General features: G+C 65.7%; 18 protein-coding genes and 2 pseudogenes. 10 read left to right on the top strand and 10 right to left on the bottom strand.

All coding sequences use genetic code 11. The features are described 5' to 3' along the window. Positions 1–150: 150 nt before the first annotated feature. A complete protein-coding gene (gene purH, locus ACLLJI_RS03485) occupies positions 151–1776 on the bottom strand; it encodes a bifunctional phosphoribosylaminoimidazolecarboxamide formyltransferase/IMP cyclohydrolase (RefSeq protein ID WP_434617969.1) in 1626 nt (541 codons plus the stop codon). A 94-nt stretch (positions 1777–1870) separates the two neighbouring features. On the opposite strand from purH, the gene ACLLJI_RS03480 reads away from it, so the two are divergent. The 3 genes and pseudogenes from ACLLJI_RS03480 to ACLLJI_RS03470 form a co-directional block, all read left to right on the top strand. Next, positions 1871–3478 carry a glycoside hydrolase family 3 N-terminal domain-containing protein gene (locus tag ACLLJI_RS03480; RefSeq protein WP_434617966.1) on the top strand — a complete coding sequence of 536 codons (1608 nt, stop codon included), beginning with the start codon at positions 1871–1873 and terminating at the stop codon, positions 3476–3478. Then, positions 3475–4416: an N-acetylmuramic acid 6-phosphate etherase gene (gene murQ / locus ACLLJI_RS03475; protein ID WP_434617963.1), complete on the top strand. Its 942-nt coding sequence runs from the start codon at positions 3475–3477 to the stop codon at positions 4414–4416. Before ACLLJI_RS03480 ends, murQ begins: the two co-directional genes overlap by 4 nt. Positions 4417–4428: 12 nt before the next feature. Continuing rightward, positions 4429–4617 (top strand): annotated as a pseudogene (locus tag ACLLJI_RS03470) (MFS transporter); the annotation flags it as partial. 40 nt (positions 4618–4657) lie between these two features. Here ACLLJI_RS03470 and purN read toward each other — a convergent pair. Continuing rightward, entirely contained in the window at positions 4658–5233 is a 576-nt protein-coding gene (gene purN, locus ACLLJI_RS03465; RefSeq protein ID WP_283558534.1) for a phosphoribosylglycinamide formyltransferase, read from the bottom strand. Between the two features lie 39 nt (positions 5234–5272). Next, positions 5273–6589, bottom strand: a complete 1317-nt coding sequence (locus ACLLJI_RS03460) for a cell division protein PerM (protein ID WP_434617960.1) — start codon at positions 6587–6589, stop codon at positions 5273–5275. Between the two features lie 207 nt (positions 6590–6796). Between ACLLJI_RS03460 and ACLLJI_RS03455 the strand changes: the two genes are divergently transcribed. From ACLLJI_RS03455 to ACLLJI_RS03445, 3 genes are read left to right on the top strand one after another with little or no spacing between them, the layout of a single operon-like run. Further along, entirely contained in the window at positions 6797–7726 is a 930-nt protein-coding gene (locus ACLLJI_RS03455) for a glutamate ABC transporter substrate-binding protein (RefSeq protein ID WP_283558532.1), read from the top strand. 9 nt (positions 7727–7735) lie between these two features. Continuing rightward, positions 7736–8383, top strand: a complete 648-nt coding sequence (locus ACLLJI_RS03450) for an amino acid ABC transporter permease (RefSeq protein ID WP_283558531.1) — start codon at positions 7736–7738, stop codon at positions 8381–8383. Then, positions 8380–9243 carry an amino acid ABC transporter permease gene (locus ACLLJI_RS03445; protein ID WP_283558530.1) on the top strand — a complete coding sequence of 288 codons (864 nt, stop codon included), beginning with the start codon at positions 8380–8382 and terminating at the stop codon, positions 9241–9243. Before ACLLJI_RS03450 ends, ACLLJI_RS03445 begins: the two co-directional genes overlap by 4 nt. Positions 9244–9419: 176 nt before the next feature. Here ACLLJI_RS03445 and cspE read toward each other — a convergent pair whose 3' ends face one another. Then, positions 9420–9623, bottom strand: a complete 204-nt coding sequence (gene cspE / locus ACLLJI_RS03440) for a transcription antiterminator/RNA stability regulator CspE (RefSeq protein WP_196396675.1) — start codon at positions 9621–9623, stop codon at positions 9420–9422. Between the two features lie 474 nt (positions 9624–10097). Here cspE and ACLLJI_RS03435 point away from each other — a divergent pair, with 474 nt between their 5' ends. Then, complete coding sequence (locus tag ACLLJI_RS03435) at positions 10098–11132, top strand: hypothetical protein (RefSeq protein ID WP_434617955.1); 1035 nt, start codon at positions 10098–10100, stop codon at positions 11130–11132. Between the two features lie 176 nt (positions 11133–11308). Here the strand turns inward: ACLLJI_RS03435 and ACLLJI_RS03430 are convergent, their stop codons facing one another. Further along, positions 11309–12712: an IS1182 family transposase gene (locus ACLLJI_RS03430; protein WP_434621093.1), complete on the bottom strand. Its 1404-nt coding sequence runs from the start codon at positions 12710–12712 to the stop codon at positions 11309–11311. A 201-nt stretch (positions 12713–12913) separates the two neighbouring features. Then, entirely contained in the window at positions 12914–13570 is a 657-nt protein-coding gene (locus ACLLJI_RS03425; protein ID WP_434617952.1) for a CE1759 family FMN reductase, read from the bottom strand. A 232-nt stretch (positions 13571–13802) separates the two neighbouring features. On the opposite strand from ACLLJI_RS03425, the gene ACLLJI_RS03420 reads away from it, so the two are divergent. Further along, positions 13803–14273: a very short patch repair endonuclease gene (locus ACLLJI_RS03420; protein ID WP_434621143.1), complete on the top strand. Its 471-nt coding sequence runs from the start codon at positions 13803–13805 to the stop codon at positions 14271–14273. A gap of 9 nt (positions 14274–14282) precedes the next feature. Here ACLLJI_RS03420 and ACLLJI_RS03415 read toward each other — a convergent pair whose 3' ends face one another. The 3 genes from ACLLJI_RS03415 to speB are packed head-to-tail and all read right to left on the bottom strand — an operon-like array spanning position 14283 to position 19380. Then, positions 14283–16550: a DUF5107 domain-containing protein gene (locus ACLLJI_RS03415; protein WP_434617949.1), complete on the bottom strand. Its 2268-nt coding sequence runs from the start codon at positions 16548–16550 to the stop codon at positions 14283–14285. An 8-nt stretch (positions 16551–16558) separates the two neighbouring features. Continuing rightward, positions 16559–18253, bottom strand: coding sequence for a thiamine pyrophosphate-binding protein (locus ACLLJI_RS03410; protein ID WP_434617946.1), 1695 nt, complete (start codon positions 18251–18253; stop codon positions 16559–16561). Continuing rightward, entirely contained in the window at positions 18250–19380 is a 1131-nt protein-coding gene (speB, locus tag ACLLJI_RS03405) for an agmatinase (RefSeq protein WP_434617943.1), read from the bottom strand. Before speB ends, ACLLJI_RS03410 begins: the two co-directional genes overlap by 4 nt. 106 nt (positions 19381–19486) lie before the next feature. Between speB and ACLLJI_RS03400 the strand changes: the two are divergent. After that, positions 19487–19837 (top strand): annotated as a pseudogene (locus ACLLJI_RS03400) (amino acid transporter); the annotation flags it as partial. A gap of 157 nt (positions 19838–19994) precedes the next feature. Here ACLLJI_RS03400 and ACLLJI_RS03395 read toward each other — a convergent pair. Further along, positions 19995–20573, bottom strand: a complete 579-nt coding sequence (locus ACLLJI_RS03395; RefSeq protein WP_283558524.1) for a helix-turn-helix domain-containing protein — start codon at positions 20571–20573, stop codon at positions 19995–19997. Between the two features lie 314 nt (positions 20574–20887). Here ACLLJI_RS03395 and ACLLJI_RS03390 point away from each other — a divergent pair, with 314 nt between their 5' ends. Continuing rightward, positions 20888–21979 (top strand): VIT1/CCC1 transporter family protein, encoded by a 1092-nt coding sequence (locus ACLLJI_RS03390; protein ID WP_434617939.1) that lies wholly within the window; start codon positions 20888–20890, stop codon positions 21977–21979. Positions 21980–21989 lie beyond the last annotated feature (10 nt).

Here is a 21989-nt window from a genome sequence, read left to right as displayed (position 1 = left end):
ACGTCTACGGAAATCTGGTGTCATTTCTTTTATATCCAACCTACCTGAGGAGGCCTGGTTGCCGCCCATCAGGCACCCCTGCCGTCGATATCGCACTTCGCGCCCCTGTTGTCCGCCGGCACGGGCGAGAAGTGTGACGTCGATGCGGGGTCAGTGGAAGAAGTGGCGTGATCCGGTCAGGTACATTGTGACGCCGGCCGCCTGGGCCGCGGCGATGACTTCCTCATCGCGCACGGAACCGCCGGGCTGGACGACGGCGCGTACGCCGGCCTCGAGCAGAATCTGCAGGCCATCGGCGAACGGGAAGAACGCATCCGAGGCAGCCACCGCCCCGCGGGCCCGCTCAATGGCGGTACCGTCCTTGTCCGGGGCCAGCGTATTGGCGCGTTCCACCGCCAGCCTGCAGGAATCCACCCGATTAACCTGCCCCATGCCCACGCCGACCGAGGCGCCGTCATTGGCGAGCAGAATCCCGTTGGACTTGACCCCGCGCAGCGCCTTCCAGGCGAACGCCAGGTCGGCCATGGTGGCGTCGTCTGCCGGTTCACCCGAAACCAGTGTCCAGCTCTGCGGATTGTCCCCCGCGGCATCCATCCGGTCCGTGGACTGGATCAACATGCCGCCGGAGACCTGCCGAAATTCCACCGCGGCGCGGGCGTAGCCCTCCGGCAGCGTCAGCAGGCGGATGTCCGCACGCTTCTGCAGGCGCTCCAGCGCGTCCGGCTCGAACGACGGCGCAATGATGACCTCAGTGAAGACGCCCTTCAGGCCGGCCGCCATGTCATACGTGACCGGACGGTTGGAGGCGATCACGCCGCCGTAGGCCGAGCTCGGGTCGCAGGCGTGGGCCTTGGCGTGCGCCTGGGCCACCGGGTCGTCAGCATCGGCGGGCGCCACGGCAACGCCGCAGGGGTTGGCATGCTTAACCACGGCGACGGCCGGACCATCGAATTCAAAGGCCGTCCGCAGCGCCGCGTCCGCGTCCACGTAGTTGTTGTAGCTCATCGGCTTACCGTGCAGCTGGTCCGCCTGGGCAATGCCCGGCGTGGCGGCTCGGTCGACATAGAGCGCGGCGGCCTGGTGCGGGTTTTCGCCGTAGCGCAGCACCTCGGAGCGCTCCAAGGCGACACCTGCGTACGCGGGCCAGTGTTCGCCGTCGTCGTTAAGCTCTTGAGCGGTCCACGCGGCCACCGCATTGTCGTAGGCGGCGGTATGCGCGAAGGCCAGCGACGCAAGCCGCCGGCGGCTTGCCAGATCAAAGCCGCCCTGCTGCGCAGCCGCGATGACGTCGGCGTAGCTCTTCGGATCCACGACGACGGCGACCGAGGCGTGGTTCTTAGCGGCGGCACGCACCATCGACGGGCCACCGATGTCAATCTGCTCGACGACGTCGTCATTGGCCGCACCCGAAGCGACGGTCTCGGCGAACGGGTAAAGGTTGACGACGACGAGATCGAACGTGTCGATCTCCAGATCCGCGAGCTGCTGCACATGGTCTGGCAGCCTCCGGTCCGCCAGGATGCCGGCGTGAATGCGCGGATGCAGCGTCTTGACCCGGCCATCGAGCATCTCGGGCGAGCCGGTGACCTCTTCAACCCCCTGCACCGGAATATCCACGGCGGCGATCCGGGCGGCCGTCGAACCGGTGGAAACGATGCTGACGCCTGCGGCATGCAGCCCGGCCGCAAGTTCCTCCAGCCCGGTCTTGTCGTAAACCGAGATCAGGGCCCGGCGGATAGGTACCCGGTCAAGTTGTGCAGGGTCAAGGGTGCTCACGGATTCTTCTCCAGTACGTGTCGACTGACGCTGCGCGGCGTCCGGGAAGGGGATACCTCCAAGTTTAGGCCACCGCCATCTGTACCCTTGCAGTATGACCGAGTCGACCGCGCCCGCCACGACAGATGCCCAGTCCCTTCGGCGTCTGGTCAACGGAGTGATCTGGCCCGGATTCATTGGCACATCGGTGCCCTCCTGGCTCGCGGAGGCATTGTCTGACGGCTTGGCCGGGGTGGTGTATTTTAGCCACAACCTCCTTCCCGACATGCCCGGCCAGCCGGCGGAGCTCTCGGCGGCGATCCGGGCCGCCAATCCGTTGGCCGTCACCGGGGCCGACGAAGAGGGTGGCAACGTCACCCGACTGCAGTTCCGCGCCGGCTCCGACATTCCCGGCGCGGCGGTGCTCGGAGCCCTCGACGACGTCACACTCACCGAGGCGGCCGGCCGGGCCATCGGGACGCTCTGCCGCGCGGCCGGCATCAACCTGGTGATCGGCCCGGTGGCGGATGTGAATACCAACCCGCTCAATCCGGTCATTGGCGTCCGCTCCTTCGGCTCCGGCACGGACCTTGTCAGCCGGCACACCGGCGCCATGGTCCGCGGCATTGCGTCCACCGGCGTCGGGGCCTGTGCCAAACATTTCCCCGGTCACGGGGACACCAGCGGCGATTCGCACCTGTCTCTGCCACGCCTGGATATGACCCTCGACGACGTCAAGCGGGTCCATCTGCCGCCGTTCCGGGCTGCGGCGGCGGCGGGTGCAGCGGCGATGATGACCGCACACATTGCGATTCCCGATCTGGGCGAGGCACCGGCCACACTGAATCCGGCCGCTGGCGCCCTGCTCCGCGGACTGGGTTTCGACGGGCTGCTGATCACCGATGCACTGGACATGGCGGCGGTGCAGGCCACGGTTGGCATGGGCCAGGGCGCCGTCCAGTCCCTGCTGGCCGGGGCGGATCTGCTTTGCGCGGGCAACCCGTCCAATCCGTACAGCTCCGGGGGAGGCACCGACGGGACTGGTCAAGGGGGCGCCGGCGAGGACGACTATCTGCAGGTCAGAGACGCGCTGCTGGCCGCCGTTGCCGACGGCACACTGCCCATCTCAGTGCTGGAGCGCGCGGCCGCACGGGTTGCGGCGTTTGCGTCCGGTGCGGCGCGCGTGCCGGCCGCGGACCATCCGGCGGACCCGGCGCAGGAACCTGACTGGGTGGCCGTCGCGGCGCGGGCCTGCACGGTCTCGGGCAGCGGCGGCACCGCTGCCGTGGCGATGCCGCGTCTACCATCCGGGGTATCCGCCGTCGACGTCGTCGATCTTCGCACCGCGCACAATATGGCGGCCGGCGCCACCGAAAACTTCTTTGCCGCAGCGCTGGCCGAGCGCCTGACGGTGCGGACACTGTCACTGCAGGAGCTGGTGGCCGACAAGGAAGCCGTACAGGTTCCGCCAGGGCTGGACAGCCCATCCCCGCGGCCCTGCGTGGTGGTCCTTGACGCCCTGCTGGATCGGGGCCAGGCCGCTGGGCTGGCGGAACTGATCGACGTAGTTCCGGACGCCATCGCCATTAACGCCGGCCTCGCGACGCCTCTCCCGGTCGCTCCGCCGATGCCCATCATCAACTGCTTCGGCTCGTCCCGTGTCAGTGCCCGCGCGGTGGCCCGGCTGCTCACGGCGGAAGACCGGACAGGAAGAACGCTATGACCGACCCCAGTGCCGCCCTCCGTACCGAGCTGACCGGGCTGACCACCGAGGCCGCTAACCCCGAACTCTCCGCCCTGGACACGATGGGCACGCTGGCACTGGTGCAGGCCATGAACGCCGAGGACAGCAAGGTGCCCGCGGCCATTGCCGGCGCGGGCGTCAGCATCGCCCGCACCATCGATGCCGTTGCCGAACGGATGGCGCGCGGCGGGAGACTGATCTACGTGGGCGCCGGTACCTCGGGCCGCCTCGGCGTGCTTGACGCCAGCGAATGCCCGCCCACATTCGGAACGGATCCGTCCCAGGTGGTGGGCGTCGTGGCCGGCGGTGAGCAGGCGCTCCGGCAGGCGGTCGAAAATGCCGAGGACGACGACGAGGCCGGCGCCGCGGATATGCGTCACCTGAGCGTCACCGCCGCAGACGCAGTCGTCGGCATCTCCGCCTCCGGCCGGACACCTTATGTGCTGGGCGCACTCGCTGCTGCCCGGGAGACCGGCGCCCTGACTGTCGGGCTCTCCTGCAACGCAGACTCGCCGTTGGGTGCCGCGGCCGGGATTGCTATTGAGATCGAAGTCGGCCCCGAATTCGTCACCGGGTCCACCCGGCTGAAAGCCGGCACCGCGCAGAAACTGGTCCTGAACATGATCAGCACCCTCACCATGATCCGGCTGGGGAAGACGTATGGAAGCCTCATGGTGGATCTGAAGGCAACAAACGCCAAGCTGCGTGCGCGGTCCGAACGAACTGTCATGCAAGCGACAGGAGCGGCCGCCCCCGAGGCGGCCGGCGCGCTGGCCGCCGTCGACGGTTCCGTGAAAGCGGCGATTCTGCTGCTGCTGACGGGCCTGCCGCCGGAGCAGGCGCTGGAGTTGCTGCGCGAGCACCGCGGGCAGCTGCGCTCGGCCATTGGTGCCACCGGCGACGAACGGCCCGCATGACTGCCGGCATCCATTCTGGTGAGGGAGGGCTTCGGCGGGCCGAAGCCCTCCATGGCCACCGCCGGGATGACCGGCGTTGGCTTGGGCGTCGCCGCCGCGGCGCTGCTGGTGGAACGCGTCGGGCGAAAATGGATTCTCGCGGTGACCGGGCCGTTGTCCGCGTTGGCGCTGGTGATTTTCGCCCTGACGTTGGGAGTTCCTGATGATCGTCGTCGCCCGGAACAAAACGCCACCGCCTCGCTTAATCCCAACTGGGACGGGTGGCGAGGTCCGCCAGCACCTTGATTAACAGCTCCCGTTCCGCCATCTTGATCCGCTCATGCAGCGTCTCTTCGGTATCACCGGGTTCCACGGCCACCGCGGTCTGCGCGATGATAGGCCCCGTGTCCACGCCGGCGTCGGCGAAATGCACCGTGCACCCGGTGACCTTGACCCCGTAGACCAGCGCATCCCGCACCCCGTGAGCGCCGGGGAAGGCGGGCAGCAGGGCCGGATGAGTGTTCACATACCGCTTGGGGAATGCATTGATAAAGCCCGGTGCCACGATCCGCATAAACCCGGACGAGACCACATAGTCGGGCGAATATGCGGTCACCGCGGCCAGCAGCGCCTCGTCCCACTCCGCCCGGGTGGCAAAATCCTTGAAGTTGACCACGAACGTCTCCAACCCCGCCGCGGCCGAGCGCTCAATGCCGAAGGTGCCCGGCCTGTCCGCCCCCACCGCGGTGATCTCCACCGGCAGTTGCCCGTCCCGGACCGCGTCAATGACAGCCTGCAGGTTGGAACCGGTGCCGGAGACGAGGACGACTATGCGCATGGGACAACCTTAGGTGACAGATCCAGGGGAACCAGAAGATCAGCCCGACTCGCCGCCGGACACGTGCGCTGCATCTTTCGGTTCGCGCTCCAGCCACGGCCCTGCCGCATAACCAACGACGACGCCGACGGCCACTTCCACCGCCACCCAGACTGCCGTGGTGGCAAAGTCGGGTCCGATATCCGTCAGGCGGCCGAGACCGGACGATCCGTGCGCCAGCAGGGCCAGAACGCCTGCGAAAATCCCGGCCGAGGCGCCGATCACCGCTCCCAGCGCCAGCGTTGAGACGGTCGCGGTGAACCAGCGGGTCTTGACCTTGATGGCGAGCCACTCATCGAAGTGATTTTCCCCCGCACGCAAGAACCACCAACCCGCGAGGGCTCCCGCCAGTACGTTGATCACCATCGCCACCACCCCCCAGGAGAACTCCCCTACCGGAAGCGCGCCCAGCACGGGAATGGCGGGCACCGGGGCCACAACGGTTCCCAGCGGGGAGACGGAGGAACCAACGCCCAGAGCGAAGCCCGCGCCCGAGGCCCAGGCCAAGGTCCAGATCACTAGGTTCGGCAGGAAGCTGAGCTGAATAATAGTCAACGCGATGCCACCCACCACGCCCGTTTTCAGCCCCTCGTAGACGGCCACAATGTCGGACCAATGCCAGACAATGTCAACCACCAGCAGCAATGCTGACAGCGCCAGCGCGCCCAGCAGCGCCACAAAACCGGCACGGACGGCTGCCCAGGCGTAGGATCCCGCCCAGCGTGAGTGCTGACTGGTTGCGGCGATCCAGTCCGCCGCGTCAACCCCGATCAGCCGTCCCCACGTGCCTGCTTCGCGCCGCGCCCCGATGATCAGGCCCAGACCAACGGGGATCAGCGGGATCAAGGTGCCCAACGGAAGACTGGCCCTGACTTCGGCGGTTTCACAGATAAACGCCGTCCCCATACCGGCAGCGGCATATGCCAGCAGCGCTCCGAGCACCGCCTGCCAGAGCTGGTCCGTGTAGGAGGCCCGGGCCAGCCGCCGTCCCGCACGCCAGGAGAGCAGAAAGGGAATCACCGCCAGGCCCAGCGGGACCAGGCTGAGCGTCCCGTTCTGCACCGAGGCGGAACTGGGGCCGTTGTTAAAAGTCAGGTTCAAAGGGACCGCGTGCATCACGAGCCAGATCTGGCCGCCGAGCCTCGCCAGGCCGGCGAAGGACTTGTTCTGGAAACCGTCCGCCCACCACACTCCGGCCAGCGGAAGCAGCACCAACAGAGCGGAGATTACGGCCGCCTGAGCGGACTCGAACGCGCCCTGCAGCCACAACGGCATTGGAATTCCCTGTTGGCTTCCCCTGCCCGTTGTCAGTCTCATCGTCTACCATCGTGCCACGTGGCGGTGCATACTGCCCGTCGGCAACGCCGGTGACGGGCCGGATAGCAGGCAGTGCCTTATGGTCGTGCTGCTTATTAAACTCCCGCAACTTTAACGTACAACTGCTTAGTGGGTTCCGGCCGCCATGACTAAGCTGTCCTCATTAGCCGTACCGGGTGGAAAAATCGCTGGCAAAGGAGCCGTGACATGAAATTGCGGAAAAACAAAGGGGTGGGAGCCGCCGCTGCCGCCATAGTGGGCCTGCTTGCCGTGGGCCTGGTGGCCTGCAGCCCGGAGGCACCCGGGACTCCTGCCGCCAGCAGCTCGGGCGGCGCAAGCTACGACGACGTCATTAGCGCCGGCGCAAAGGCGGACGACGCAACCGTCGCGGCCAACGAGTGGGCCAGCCAGATCAAGAAAAACGGTGTCCTGCACGTGGGCGGCACGGAGACGTCCCAGCTGTTCAGTCTGCTGAACCCCAGCACCGGCAAGGCGGTTGGCTTCGATGCTGGGCTTTCCCAACTGCTGGCCAAATACATCATCGGCGAGTCCAAGACAAAGCTGGATCAGGTCACGGTTGACACCCGCGAGGATCTGCTGGTGAACAAATCTGTGGACACCATCATCGCCACCTATTCGATCACGGACAAGCGCGCCGCCCGGGTGGACTTTGCCGGCCCCTATTACTCCTCGCAGGCGGGAATCCTGGTCAAATCAACCAACACCGATATCAAGGGTGTGGCCGATCTCGCCGGTAAGACGGTGACCACACAGGCCGCGTCGACCGGCGTGACGCTGCTGGCCAGCCAGGCTCCGAACGCCACGGTGCTGCCGCTGCCTGACAACGCCCAATGTCTGGCCGCCGTGCAGCAGGGCAGGGCGGATGCCTATGTCATCGACCAGTCCCTGCTGTTGAATGCCTTGGTGGCCAACAAAGACGTGAAGATCGTCGGCGATCCCTTCGGCCCGAAGGACAATTACGGCATCGGTCTCCCCAAAGGTACCGACGCCAAGGCGTTCGTCAATGACTGGCTGAAAAACATCATCGCGGACGGAACCTGGCTCAAACTCTGGAAGGCGACCATCGGGGCGCAAACCGGCACCGCAACCCCGCCCACCGCGCCTACCGTCGGCTAGCTCCACACTATGGACATCCTGCTCACGAAATATCTGGGAACCTTCGGCGAGGGGCTGTGGGTCACGGCCCAGTTCACCGTCGTCGGCTTCATAGGTTCCATGATTCTGGGCGTTGTCCTGGCAACATTCCGAATCAGCCCAGTGGCGTACCTGCGCGCCGTCGGGCTGATCTTCGTGGAGATTTTCCGTAATGTTCCGCTGGTTTCCCTGTTGATCCTGGTGGTCTACGGGCTCCCTGAAATCGGCATCACCATCGACTACCTGCCGTCGGTGATGATTGCCATGATCCTGGTCGGCGCGTCCTTCGCCTGCGAGGTGTTCCGAACCGGCATCAACGCCATTCCGTCCGGTCAGGTGGAGGCCGGCCGGGCGATCGGGCTGGGCTTCTTCGGCGTGCTCCGGGAGATCGTCTTCCCGCAGGCCACCCGTGCGATGGTGCAGCCCATCGTCACCTTGTTCATCGGGATCCTGCTCTCCTCCTCACTCGCCGGCGTCGTGGGCGTGATGGATCTGACCGCACAGGTCAGCTTCATCAATAACAAGGAGGCACTGGGGCTGGTGACGTTCCTCGTGGCCGCCGTCATTTATGCCACCATTGCACTGGGGGCCGGTGCCGTCGGCGCCAGGCTTGAAACAAGGCTGCGAGTGCTGCGGTGAGCACCCAGCAGGTCCTTTTCGACGCCGTCGGCCCCAAGGCCCGGCGCCGCGTCATGATCCTGACCATTGTCAGCATTCTCGTCACACTGGGCCTGCTGATTCTGGCCTATGCCCAGTTTTATCAGAGCGGCCAACTCGCGCCGTCCAAGTGGGCGGAGTTCAAACAGTCCAGCACCTGGCGGTACCTGCTCAAGGCCTTTGGCAACACCGCGCTCGCCGCACTGGGGGCCGGCGCCATCGCGCTGCCGCTGGGCCTGTTCCTGGCGTTGGGGAGGCTTGCCGACGCGAAGCTGGTGCGCTGGCCGTGCACGGCGGTGATTGAACTGCTGCGCTCGGTGCCGCTGCTGCTGATCATTTACATCTTTGTCTCAGCGCTGCCGCCCTATGGGATAAACCCGGATGTCTTTTGGAAGCTCGTCATTCCGATCGGCCTGTGCTCCGGGGCGACGATTGCCGAGGTTTTCCGGGCCGGTATCCTAGCGCTGCCCAAGGGCCAGACCGAGGCGGCCATCGCCGTCGGGCTCACCCCCGCGCAGGCATTCCGACTGGTGGTTTTTCCGCAGTCCGTGCGGATTGTGCTTCCGGCCCTGATTGCACAGGTGGTGATCCTGCTGAAGGACACCACGCTAGGTTATGTGGTCTCCTATGGTGAGCTGCAGCAATCGGGCAAGGTTCTGGTGGCTTCCACCGGGCATCTGGTGCAGACCTACCTGATCATTACCATCGTCTACATCGGCATGAATATCGTCATTTCGAACGCCGCCAGCGCCATCGACCGCAGGATGTCACGACGCCGGGCCGGCGTTGCGGGCCCGGCCCCGCAGGATGCCACGGAGCGTCAGCTCAGCACCATCGCCTGACTCCTGGCCCTCGGCCCCGTCCAGTGGAGAGGTGCTGGAACGCGCGGTCGAAATACATCCGTGGCTTCCTGTGACGGGTCAATGCCGGGGGTTAAACAGAAGCAGGTCGGGAGATTCCCGCCCTGCTTCGGTTGCCGTTCCCGGCGAGTGCCGTTCATAATGAACGGCAAGCAATACTAGACAGACTGAATATTGGTAGCCTGCGGGCCCTTCGGGCCCTGCTCTACTTCAAAGGAAACCTTCTGGTTTTCTTCGAGGGAGCGGTATCCACCGGAGTTGATGGCGGAGTAGTGAGCGAAAACATCCTGGCTGCCATCATCAGGAGAGATGAAGCCAAAGCCTTTTTCGGAGTTGAACCATTTGACGGTACCTGTTGCCATTTTATTTATTTCCTTTAGAAGATGGAGTATCCGCCCGACTTTCGGGCCCCCTGGTTACTTGTTCTTTGCCACTTCTTCGAAAAAAACAGCAACCTCTCGAGAATCCCTCGAGGCCGCCGCTTGAACTACAAAATGCGCAACACAACAACAACTAACATAAGTATACACATCGGGCGGCCTCGACGCCAGCAGATCCTGCACACATTGAGTGTCCACCAGGCCGGCCTCCGAGCCCTCAGCAGGCCGTCGGGAGGCGGCAAATGGGTCACGTGGACGAGAGCTGCGTCACTTATTCGGTGAGGGATGCATCACTTAAACGTTCCGGGACCGAGCCACCACCGCTCAGCGATATCGCCGTTTCAAGTCCACTGCCGTCGTGCGCCGTCGTCCGCGCCGTCGTCCGGCCGTCGTCCGCGCCGTCGTTCTGGACCGTTACCGGGGCGTCAGCGCTGTGGCAGAATCAAGGAGATCCTCATGGCAAAGAACGCGGCAAAACAGACCCGGAACCCGGCGAAGACAGACGGCACAACGCCGCACCAGCCTGCCGATATCTCCCGCCGTCTTCTCCTGCTGGCCCTCGGAGGCGCGGCGGCCGTCACGGCGTTCCGCAGCAACATCGCCGCAAACTACCTCATCACCGACAATCTGTCCTTTAAAGTCATCACGCCGCAGAACACCGCGAACAGCAACGCCGCCGGCCGATTTCCCGGTGCCACGTGGTACCTGCTGGGAGGTTTTGAGGTCTCCAACAGCACGGCCGGACGCAAACTGGCGGCGGTGCAGCCAGCCATGAACGAGCGCGCAGAGGCGTCCTACATTGGTTATTCCAACCGCGGCATTGACGTGGCGCAGCTCTTTATCGCGATCATCAGGGACGCCTATGTGCGCAAAATCAGCACGGTGTACTTGTACGGCGACAGCTTCGGCGGGATGGTCGCCGTCGTTCTGGCGCCGTTGCTCGAACAGAACGGGCTGCACGTCAAGCTCATTGTTTTTGGTTCCAGCCCGAGCAGCGTGGAGGATGTGAGGGACCCCGGCAAGAAGTACATCTCCCTTGCCGGCGCAGTGGTGCCCTATCTGGGCATTGTGGGCCGGCTTGGCTGGGGTTTCTGGAGCGGCCTGAGCAACCCGAACGGCCAGGACATGTACACGGCGGCGCAGTCAGGCGTGCAGTCATCCTTCGACGACGGTCAGAACAGCCTAATTCTCAACACCTCCCAGGCGACGTTCCTGAAGGCGTTCCCCGCGCAGTTCGACGGCGGTGTTTCTCCCTTAACCGGCATTGGCCTGCTCTATGACCCCACTGACTTCATTGTGAACGCCGCCAGCGCGATGGGGGGCTGGCGGCGACTGCTGCCGAACAACACCTTCTTCCGCTACGACATCGCCAGCACCGGTCATGCCAGCCCGGAAATCCATCCGGACACCTATCAGAGTGCGCTGCGTGTCCTGCAGGACGTCTTGGCCCCGCCGCCGTCGGTCCCTCCGGTCAAGACCAGGTACTTCTAGGTGCATGGGTCGGTAGTGGTTTTAGCCGTTTGATGTTCGGCGGCGTGGCAGCCGATGAATCCTGATGCCGGTAATAATTTCCTTTGAAGGAGGCGCCCCCGCCCCGAGGGATCGTTCAGCGAGGTGTGAAGAGCCGCCGTTGGCGTCCCGGGGCTGCCCCGTTGCCGGCCCCCGTTCTACATCCGCGCCAGGGAGGCCGCCCGGGTGCGGTGGCTGAAGAGCTTCATTAGGTTGTGGCACCCTGCCAGCAACTCCCACTCACGCGCTGCCTTCTCCATGCCGCGCAGGAGCACGTTTTTGCCCTGCCGGGTCTTGATCTGGCCGAAGACCGGTTCAACGATCGCTTTGCGCCGGGCATAAATTTTCTTGCCCTTCTTGGTTTTGAGTTTCCGTCCCATCCGTTCTGCCAGGCTCGCGTTGGCCGGGATCCTGCCCCGGGGCGACTCGGGAATCGGCGTACCGTGTTTCATGCGTCGGGTGGAGATGAAGAACTCGGTTGAATGAGCCGTTTCAACGTCTTTGACGTGCTCGAGGTTGGCTGCCGAGCAATACCCGGCGTCGGCACTCCACGTCGTGGGCATTGCACCTACAGAGACAGCCGTGTGTTCGATCATGGGGGCCAGCTGCTGCACATCCACGGCCACGTTGTTCAATCTGGTGGCAACAATTACCTGGTGGTCAGCATCCACGACGGCCTGGCCGTTGTAGCAGTAATGGTATGAACCATCCGCGGTTTTCATGATCCGCGCGTCCGGGTCCGTGAAGTTCCGTTGCGCCGTGGGCTTCGGCTCGGCCTTCGCAGCGGCAGTGTCGCCGGCAGCGGTGATGTCCTCGTCATCATCGCCGCGGGACCGGGCCTTCTCTTCCGCGAGCTGGCGGGCCTTGGCAGCGGCTTCTTCCTCCAGTGAGGCACGGGCCGTGGCCATCGCCGCGGCCCGGGCCCGCCTGTTCGCCAGCTCCGCGGGGAGTTCGTCCCCGCGAGTGCCCGGCCCGAAGCGGGCGTCCTCGGCCGCGTCGACGGTCTTCGCCTCTTCCATCAGGTCGCTGATCTCATCGGCCAGGACCTTCTGCTTCGCGCTCAACCGGGCATAGCTCATGGCCTTGTGCCGGGACGCGTTGGCCCGCACCTTCGTCCCGTCCAGGGCCACCCTGCCCAGGGAGACCATACCCGCGGCCCGGCACAGTTCCAGGGCCTGGAGGAACACGTTCGCCAGGGCCGCGAGGTGGCGTTCGCGGAAACGGGCGATCGAGCGGAAATCAGGGGCCTGCTGCGCGGCCAGCCACCGGAACGCGACCACATCCGTACATGCCCGCTCCAACTCCCGCGAGGAGCGGACCCCGACACAATATCCGTACAGGACGATGCGCAGCATCAGGCGCGGATCATACGGCGGCTGGCCCTTGGCCTTCGCATAGGACTTGTAGAAGCGGGCCAGGTCCAGCTCCGTGTCCACCATTTCGGCAATGAACCGGGCCAGATGGTTTTGCGGCAGCCACTCATCCAGTGACGGCGGGACCAGCATCACCGCCTCGGGTTCAAACCCCCGGAACCGCTTCCTGGCCCCGCCGTTGGCATCCATCGGCTCATCAACGGCCGGAGGCACGAGGGGCCCCACGAGCGACTCGGCGAACAAACCATCCTGGGAACCGGCATCCATACCCCAATTCTCCCAGCCCCACATCCGGCAGCCCGGCTAATCCGCCGGCGTTTTAAACAATTCGCCGGCGTTTTAAAACTAGGACGGACTACTGACCCACGCACCTAGGCCCGACGGCGGCCACTACCGTGGGGAAATCTGCGCCAGGAGCCGCTCGAACGGCAGCGACCGGGTCAGCTCCGCTTCATGCCGGGCCCGTTTGTCCTGCCGCCCCTGCTCCGTGAGGCCGGCGGCTACCGGAACGATCATGCCGGCCAGCTCGCCGGCCGCCTGGGCCACGCGGAGGTCCAAACCACCCACCGTCGAGTCGCCTGATCCCCAGTCTTCCGGAGCCGCGAAGACCCCAGTAGGCACGGTCCGCGCCCGGAAGTAGTTGAAAAGCGGGCGCACGGCGAAATCCAGCACCAACGAATGACGCGTGCTGCCGCCGGTGGCGCCGATGATGACCGGCATTGCTTCCAGAGACTTCGGATCCAGCAGATCGAAGAACGATTTAAACAACCCGCTGTAGGAAGCGCTGAACACCGGTGTGACCGCGATCAGCGCGTCGGCATCGGTCACCCGGGCTATCGCCGCGGCCAACGGGGCCGGCGCGAACCCGGCAACTAGGTTATGTGCGATGTCGACGGCGAGGTCACGAAGTTCGACGACGACGGTCTCCGCCGCGATGCCGCGGTCCGCCAACTGGGCCAACGTGCCCCGCGCCAGCTGATCGGAGAGCATCCGGCTCGATGACGGCACCGATAAACCGGCCGAGATGACGACGATCCTACGTTGCATTGCGCTGTTCCTTTGGTAGCGGCAAACCTATGCGTTTGCATCTACCTTGCTCAACCGGTGCTGCCCGCGTCTTATTCCTGCCCCGAGGCACGACGCAGTACCCGAACCGATGCCGGCGGTCACCAGCGGCAAAGATGCTGGCGTCAGCGGCAGCGGCAGTGCCGGCATTGTTGTAGCGTCGAAAGGTGCAACATGCCAGCCGTAATACTCCCAAGAGCCGGTGACGATTATCGTGGCCGAACGCATCAGTCCCGCGCAGCGCAGCGCGAATATGTCCCGAATCAGGGGTAAAGACACCAAACCTGAACTGCTGGTGCGCCGGATGCTGCACGGGGCCGGGTTCCGCTACCGGCTGCACGGCCGTTATCGGTCCGAGCGGCTGCCGGGACGTCCGGATCTGGTGTTTGCCGGACGCCGCAAGGTCATTTTCGTCAACGGTTGTTTCTGGCACACGCACAGTTGCGCCGCCGGCCAGCATGCGCCGCAGAACAACGCCGAATTTTGGGCGGACAAGCGCCGCCGGACGGTGGAACGCGACGCCCGCCAGCTGATTTCCTTGAGAGCTCAGGGCTGGCAGGTGCTGGTGGTGTGGGAATGCGAGCTTAAGGACGCATCCATGCTGGAATCCCGGCTGATCGGCTTCCTCGGATCCGACCCCAAGGTGCCGCCCCGCCCATTCCAGCCGTTCCCTCATCCCAACTAGGTAGCGGCCTTAGCCCATGGAGAACTGGTAGCGGGCCGGCACCGGCTCGTTGGGGCAAACCTCCAGCCAGAGCTCGGTGATGGAATTCTCCCCCTCCCGCAGATCGGGGACCTCCAGGCCTGCCCGCAGCAGGGCGGCCGCCTTCGCTGGATTCCCCGCGCGGGCGTGGGCAAGGGCGGTGAGAAATCCAATCCGCGCGTTTCCTGTGAGCTCCGGTGGGGCGTTCCGCACGAGTTCAAGGGCATCGACGGGCATGCCGTGGTGCAGATGGACCGACATCGCTTCGGCCAGCAGCGGCCTGCTTGCCCTGCTGGCCGCGCAGGCCATGCGCAGCTGCTCGAGCCCTGCAGCCGCATCCCCCAGCGCCACGAGCGCCAGCCCCAGGCCACGGTGGGCCAGGGCCAGGGTTGCGGGATCAAGACCGGGAGCAGGCGCGGCGGGAGCCGCGTCTGGCGGCTGCTGCCCGGCCGCCGATCCGGTGATCGCCTGCACGTATAGCGGACGCGCCGCGGCATGGTCCTGCCGGGCATGCAGCATGCTGGCCAGCTGGAAGGCCGCCTTCCGCGCCGCCGGATCTGCCTCTCCGCCACCTGACAGAGGAGGCAACCCGGCAGCGGCCGGGGTGGCCGCCGGGGTGGCTGGCGGGGCAGCCGGCGGGCCAGCCGAGAGAACGCCTCTGAGCCGCGCTTCCCAGTCGGGGCCGGCGACAAAGCTCTCCGCGCCGAAGAAGCTGCCGGTTTCCAGCAGTTCGCGCCAGGGTCGTTGCTCCTCGTCCATGCTGGTTGGCGGGAAGGGCGTTCCGGAATCGTCGATCCATGGCAGCCGCCGGCCCCCGGGCCCGGCTTCATGTTCAGCACCCGGGGCCGAAACCGAAGCCGTTTGTCCGGTCCCCTGAGCAGTCTCCGGCACGGTCCCCAGCTTTATCTCCCACGCCGTCTCCGGTCCGACAACCGGCTCCGCCCATCCGTACCCTGCCTCCGTCCCCGACTGCTCCGCCGGTCCGTCCCCCAGTGCGCCCTCGGGGACCGGCTGTCCACCGTTCCGGCGCTGCGCTTCCAACGCTCCCCAGCCACTGCCGGTCAGTACCGGCTGCGCCGGCGAGAGGTCGGCCCAGCGGCGGGCGTCCGCGAGCGCCTGCCCCAGTGCCGCGCTGCTAACCAGCTGATCTACCCGGCCCTGGGCATGCTGGACCGCTTCGGCCCAGTCCGTGCTGTGCGCCGGACCGGCAGCCAGCCGGGGGTTCCCATAGGCCTCCACCCACTGCCAGCTGGCTCCCGCAGGCATGGCCAGATGCTCAAACTGCGTCTGCGCCAGGCCGGCCTGGATTTCGGCATACCGGCCCCCGCCCGGCGACAACCAGTCCTGCCAGCGGTGTCCGCCCGGGCTCTCGCCCCAGACAAAGAGTTTCCGGCCGCGCAGCGCAGCGCTGGACAGCATCGCGAGCCCGTCGCCGTCGTCGTCCGCGCTGACGATCCAGGGCCGCTGCTGCGGAGCGAGATCGAAAAAGAAGTCCGCCGCCCGCCGGTTCCGCACCGGCCACGTGGCGTCCGTGCCCTCGTGTTCCTGCGGTCTGACGGTCCTAATTCCGCCGCGATAGTCCGCCTTGAAGGCCCGGGCCGCCGGGGCGATGACTCTGGTCCTCTGCCGCTGCGGGACCGCGGCATTGCTCCACCAGTACATCGGCACCTCGTGCGGATTGGGGTTGCGGATCCGCACCGCCACGAACAGCACGGCCGAGTCTTCCGGCAACCAGGCATCAAGCTGGAAAACCACCTCCCTGAGCCGGTCGAACTCCCACATCCGCAGCACATCCATGCCCTCCGGTGTATGCACCAGGGCGGCATGCAGCGGGCTGCAGGTGGTGGGCGAGTGCCCGCGGGTGCCGATATTGAATTCGATCCCACCGGCAAACCAGGCATTGCGCAGCGCGAGATTGGCGAACTGGACGCTCTGTTGAGTATGGACCAGCGCCTTGTCCTGGACCTTGTCATATAGTTCCCAGAGCCGGCCGCCCAGCGACGGCAGGAATACGGCCCGCAGCCGGGTGTTTTCCAGCACGACGGCGCGTACCTTATGTTCCGCGGTGGTCCGGCTGTACCCGTCCTGGCTCAGGTATGGGTACATGTTCGGCACACCGCCGTAGGCCGCGCCGGTGACAAGTTCTGCCGGAATGTCCGCGCCAACCTTGTATGGAGGACCCGGCAGCGCCTCCACCGGTGGCAACGGACTCAGCGGTCCCAGCTCGGCCACGCGGAGCACACGTTCGTCGATCCGCATGATGTCCGCTAAATTCCGAGGTGAGTGGGGCCAAACATTTTCAGGAGCGTGTTGACAACGACGACGTTGGGTCCTTCGGCGGTAAAGCCCGCCCGCAGCGCGTCCCCGACATCCTCCGGCGCCACCCGCTGGGCCGGCACGCCGAACGATTCGGCGAGCTTGACGAAGTCCGGACCGGCAAGCTCGGTGTGGGTGGCCTTACCGAAGGCGTCGACCATGTATTCACGCAAGATGCCGTAGCCGCCGTCGTCGACAATCAGCCACGTGACAGGGGCGTTATGCTGACGGGCGGTGGCAAGTTCCGCAATGGAATACATCGCCGAACCGTCGCCGGAGACCGCGAGCACCCGGTCCGGACGCGCGTGGAACTGCAGGCCGAGCGAGCCGCCGATCGCTGCCGGGAAACCATAGCCCAACCCGCCCGCACCTTGGGCGGAATGGAACTGCCCGCTGCGGGCGTCCCAACAGCTCCAGCCCCAATAGGCGGCAATGGTCATATCCCAGAAGGTCTGCATTCCAGCCGGGACGGCGGAACGAATATCCGCCATGAACTTCCGTTCCAGCCGCAGATCCTGCTCGTCAAGCCTCGCCTGCACCTTCGCGAGCGTCTCCTCGACCAGCGACTGGGGAGACTGCCCGTGCCAGTCGGCGCGTTCACCCTGCGCCTCGGTGAGGGCTTCATCCAAAGCCTTCAGGGCCTGACCGGCATCCGCCCTGATGCCCAGCGCGGGCCGGTTGGATTCCAGCACCCGTGGCTCGGCGTCGATCTGGATGATGCGCCCGCGCGGCTCCATTGTGAAGTAGTTACTGGACACCTCACCCAGGGACGATCCGATGACCACCAGGACGTCCGCGTCTTCCAGGACCTCGGTGACGTAGCGGTCCTCCACCCAGGACTGCAGCGATAGCCCATGGCGCCAGGGGAACGCGCCGTTGCCGCCGGGGGTGCAGACCACGGGCGCGTTGAGCTTTTCGGCAATGGAGAGCAGTTGGGCCGTGGCGTTCCCGCGGCGCACGCCGCCGCCGGCCACGATGGCCGGGCGCTCGGCGGCGGAGAGCCAGCTGACGGCTTCGCGGACCAGCTCCACTCGGGGCGGGTTGTCGAACGGCTCGGCGAGAGCGTCCTCGACGGCCGGCACGAAGATCGGATCCAGCAGCACATTCTGCGGGATTTCAATCCACACCGGCCCCTGCGGCGAAGACACCGCCTCGGTCCAGGCATCCTGGATGGCGGAGGGAATGCCGGAGGCGTGCTGGATCAACCGCTGGCTCTTGGTGACGTTCGCGGCCGAGGCCTTCTGATCGTCGAGTTGGTGCAGCATCCCTTTGCGCCGGGCGCCCAGTCCCTCCAGCGGGATCTGGCTCGCGATGACGATCATGGGCACGCCGGTGGCATTAGCCTCCTGCAGACCGGCCAGCGCGGTCAGCGCGCCAGGACCGGTGGAGAGGAACAGCACGCCAACCTCACCGGTTGCCCGCGAATAGCCGTCGGCGGCAAATGCGGCATTGTTTTCCACCCGGGACGAGACGAAATGCAGCGACGACCGGCTCAGCGCATCGAACAATCCCAGCGCATGCTGACCGGGAATGCCGAAGACCGTGCCGGCCCCGAGTGCACTGAGCGTTTCGACGACGAGGTCCCCGCCGTTACGGATATCGGCACTCTTTTCCTGACTGGTGGCGGCCGGATCGACGTCGATCATTTGACTGCCCCCGCGGTCCCGGCACTCTTCACGGTTTCGGCGCTCTCTGCCGTCTCGTCCGTCCCGTCCGGCGGGGAGGCGAAGAATCCCGCCGGCCGGCGGGACCGTTGGCCGAGGGCCTGGGCGGCATATCCGCCCGGCGCTCCGAAGCGGTCCCCGGGCACGGCATGGTCCGCCATCAGGGTCACCAGCTCGAAGGCTACGTGACTGGCGGCGATGCCGGTGATTTCCGCGTGATCATAGGCCGGGGCCACTTCCACAATGTCCGCGCCGATCAGGTTCATGCCACGGAAGCCGCGGATGATCTCCAGCAGCTCCCGGCTGCTGATGCCGCCGGCCTCGGGCGTCCCGGTGCCCGGAGCGTGGGCGGGATCCAGCACGTCGATGTCAACGGAGATGTACAGCGGCCGTTTGCCGATGCGCTCCCGGATCTTGGCCACGGTTTCCAGCACACCCTGGTAGTAAACGTCGGCGCTGGTGACAATGCCGAAGCCGAACCGGTGGTCGTCGTCGAGATCCTTTTTGCCGTACAGCGGGCCACGTGTCCCGATATGGCTCATTGCCTCGGTATCGAGCAGGCCTTCCTCGACGGCGCGGCGGAAGGGCGTGCCGTGGGTGTATTCCGCCCCGAAGTAGGAGTCCCAGGTATCAAGGTGCGCATCGAAGTGCAGCAGGGCCACCGGTTCGCCGGCGCGTTCGGCGGCGGCGCGCAGCAGCGGCAGCGCGATCGTGTGGTCACCGCCGAGCGTCAGCAGCTTGGCCCCGTCGGCCGTCAGGTCCAGGGCGTTCTGCTGGATGGTTTCGATGGCCTCATGAATATTGAATGGGTTCACCGCCATGTCCCCGGCGTCGGCCACCTGGATGTTTTCGAACGGGGAGACGTCCATGGCGGGGTTGTACGGCCGCAGCAGCCTGGACGCTTCCCGCACATGATTGGCTCCGAAGCGCGCCCCGGGACGGTAGGACACGCCCGCGTCAAAAGGAACCCCCACGACGGCGACGTCAGCCGCCGCGACCTGGTCCAGTCGAGGAAGCCGAGCGTACGTGGCCGCTCCGGCATACCGCGGAATGCGGGCGGAATCGATCGGGCCAATGTTGCCATTGGCTTCAATGCGCAGTTCTTTCATGGGGGCCTCACCTTCGAAATCTTCAAGTAATCCGACGCTGACGTTGCCACCATGCTACAACGCAGGTTGTCTTATGTGAACCAAATGTTCTCTCGTAGACAATTTTTTGGGCCTTTCCATCCCGCCTGCCGTGTCGGCCGTCGTCGGCGGGGCACGCCTCCCAGCCCAGGCGGCGCCTACCGGCGCCATGGTGGCGGGTCATGTGCCTGGCCCAGGAAAGCCCACGCGGCGAGGGGTCGATCGCGATGCTGGAGCATTCGCTGCCACGCTGGTGGGGAAAGATTTTTGTGCTCGCGCTGCTCGGGTTTGCCGCGACGGATTCATGATCACGATCACCCTTTCCGCGGCAGATGCCACCGCACACCTGATCGAGAACCCCTTCGCGCCCGGCTTCCTGCACGGTCAGAACGTGGTGATTACCCTGGTCCTGGTTGCGCTGCTGGGCGCCGTTTTTCTCCCGGTCACCCTGGAGGTCCTGCGCGAGGCCGAACCCGACCTGACCAAACGGCCCTGGGTCCACGTGGGCTGACCCCCCGTGCCCCGGCGCGCCCAACTAGGTCGCACTTGCGGCACTCAAAGGACGTTTTGAGTGCCGCAATTGCGACCTGGTTGGGTCACTTGCCGGAGGCGGCCGGGACGAGGATGAAGAGGGCGGTTACCGGCAGCCCGGTGTGGTTGATCCAGCTGTGCGGCTCGCGGCCTGGAAAGGACAAGGTGTCCCCGGCTTCGAGGTCATAGCTGGCGTTGGTCATGATCAGGGTGAGCCTGCCGCGGACTATGTGCAGCACGTCCACATCGCAGTCGACGGCGTACAGCTCGGACTCGCCGCGGCCATGCGGTTCGATCTCCGTCTGCAGGACCTGCACCCTCCGTTCGGAGCGCGCCGTCAGCAAACGCTCCACGATTCCTTCACCGCCAAGCGAGATCCGCGGGCCCTCGTCGCGCCGGACCAGGTGCGTCTCCGGAACGGCGAACAGATCACCGATCGAGACGGACAGGACCTGACACAGCGTCACCAGTGAGGCAACACTGGGAGAGGTCAGGTCCCGCTCCACCCGGCTGAGGAATCCCTTGGTCAGCCCGGTCGCGTGAGCTACGTGTTCGATGGTCAGCCGCTGGCCCTGGCGGGCGGCGCGGATCCGTGACCCGATAGCCACGGGAATGGCGCTGGGCTCTACCGGCAGTGCTTTCATTACCCACCTTCCATGCGGAGTCGTGTCTGCGGTCAACAAAGGGTAGTTTGTCTGGCGACCGTCGTTTGTCCGGCCACCGTGGTCTATCCGGCCACCATGGTTGGAAGCGGCTGTAACGATAATCACACTTTAGCTTACGAGACAACAAAGGTTTCGCCGCAGATACTATCGGGAAAACAAGTCGCGGCGGCGGCCGCGTTGGCCGTCCGGGCATACGCGGCTTTGAGGCCAGCCTAATCTTTCGGGACAGGGAAACCGGCCGGATATCACCCTCAGTTTTCGCTAAAGTGGGGTGACCCAAGGAGAGATTCACCGTGCCGGAACGCACCCCCACCGCCAGGGACTTCAAACGCTGGCGCCAATACTTAGCGGACGAACGCGCCGAGGCAGCCGTCTACCGTGATCTGGCCCGACGGCGGCATGGCGAGGAGCGGGAGATTCTCCTGGCCCTGGCCGAGGCCGAGGGCAGGCACGTGAAGCACTGGCTGGGTCTCCTTGGCGACAAGGCCGGGTCCGCGCGCCGTCCGTCCAGACGCAACCGTTTGGTGGGGCTGCTGGCCCGCCGCTTCGGTTCGGTCTTTGTATTGGCCCTGGCCCAACGCGCTGAATCCCGGTCCCCCTATGCCTCGGACGCGGATGCCACGGCAAGCATGGCTGCCGATGAACAGATCCATGAGGAAGTTGTCCGGGGTTTGGCCACCCGCGGACGCAACCGGCTCTCGGGCACCTTCCGCGCCGCGGTCTTCGGCGCCAACGACGGGCTGGTCAGCAACCTGTCCCTGGTCATGGGCATGGCGGCATCGGGGGTCGGCAGCCATGTGGTGCTGCTCAGCGGGGTGGCCGGGCTGCTCGCAGGGGCGCTGTCCATGGGCGCCGGAGAATTTGTCTCCGTCCGGTCCCAACGGGAATTGCTCAGCGCCTCGCGTCCGACTCAGATCACCCTCTCGGCGGCGTCGTCGCTGGACATTGAACACAACGAGCTGCTCCTGGTCTACCTTGCGCGCGGCATGTCGCGGGAGGCAGCCGAGCATCGCGTTGCCGAACGCATGGGCCGCTTCACCTGCGACTGCGACCCGAGCCTTTCCTTGCAGCCGGAATCGACGCCGGGCGAAGACGCGCACGAAACCATCGGGACGGCCTGGGGCGCGGCCACCTCGAGCTTTTGTTTCTTCGCCTCCGGAGCCATCGTGCCCGTCCTGCCGTTCCTTTTCGGCATGACAGGAGTTCCGGCCCTGATCCTGGCCTGCGTCCTGGTGGGGCTCGTACTGATGGCCACCGGCGCCGTCGTCGGGCTGCTCTCCGGAACGTCACCGCCCAGCCGCGCCCTGCGCCAGCTCGGCATCGGCATGGGTGCAGCCACGGCCACCTATCTGCTCGGTCTGCTCTTCGGCAGCGTCATCGGTTAGGTAGTTGACC

It is taken from the genome of Arthrobacter sp. A5 (assembly GCF_051131705.1).
In the GTDB taxonomy this organism is placed as follows: Bacteria; Actinomycetota; Actinomycetes; order Actinomycetales; family Micrococcaceae; genus Arthrobacter_M.
Note: the sequence above shows the minus strand (reverse complement) of the source record. Positions and strands in the feature narration are given on the sequence as shown.

Excerpts from the sequence above, each read along its gene's own strand:
- ACLLJI_RS03480 (WP_434617966.1), top strand. The coding sequence starts at position 1,871 with ATGACCGAGTCGACCGCGCCCGCCACGACAGATGCCCAGTCCCTTCGG.
- ACLLJI_RS03460 (WP_434617960.1), bottom strand. The coding sequence starts at position 6,589 with ATGAGACTGACAACGGGCAGGGGAAGCCAACAGGGAATTCCAATGCCG.
- murQ (WP_434617963.1), top strand. The coding sequence starts at position 3,475 with ATGACCGACCCCAGTGCCGCCCTCCGTACCGAGCTGACCGGGCTGACC.
- ACLLJI_RS03415 (WP_434617949.1), bottom strand. The coding sequence starts at position 16,550 with ATGCGGATCGACGAACGTGTGCTCCGCGTGGCCGAGCTGGGACCGCTG.
- ACLLJI_RS03435 (WP_434617955.1), top strand. The coding sequence starts at position 10,098 with ATGGCAAAGAACGCGGCAAAACAGACCCGGAACCCGGCGAAGACAGAC.
- speB (WP_434617943.1), bottom strand. The coding sequence starts at position 19,380 with ATGAAAGAACTGCGCATTGAAGCCAATGGCAACATTGGCCCGATCGAT.
- ACLLJI_RS03450 (WP_283558531.1), top strand. The coding sequence starts at position 7,736 with ATGGACATCCTGCTCACGAAATATCTGGGAACCTTCGGCGAGGGGCTG.
- ACLLJI_RS03395 (WP_283558524.1), bottom strand. The coding sequence starts at position 20,573 with ATGAAAGCACTGCCGGTAGAGCCCAGCGCCATTCCCGTGGCTATCGGG.
- ACLLJI_RS03425 (WP_434617952.1), bottom strand. The coding sequence starts at position 13,570 with ATGCAACGTAGGATCGTCGTCATCTCGGCCGGTTTATCGGTGCCGTCA.
- purN (WP_283558534.1), bottom strand. The coding sequence starts at position 5,233 with ATGCGCATAGTCGTCCTCGTCTCCGGCACCGGTTCCAACCTGCAGGCT.
- ACLLJI_RS03430 (WP_434621093.1), bottom strand. The coding sequence starts at position 12,712 with ATGGATGCCAACGGCGGGGCCAGGAAGCGGTTCCGGGGGTTTGAACCC.
- cspE (WP_196396675.1), bottom strand. The coding sequence starts at position 9,623 with ATGGCAACAGGTACCGTCAAATGGTTCAACTCCGAAAAAGGCTTTGGC.
- ACLLJI_RS03410 (WP_434617946.1), bottom strand. The coding sequence starts at position 18,253 with ATGATCGACGTCGATCCGGCCGCCACCAGTCAGGAAAAGAGTGCCGAT.
- ACLLJI_RS03455 (WP_283558532.1), top strand. The coding sequence starts at position 6,797 with ATGAAATTGCGGAAAAACAAAGGGGTGGGAGCCGCCGCTGCCGCCATA.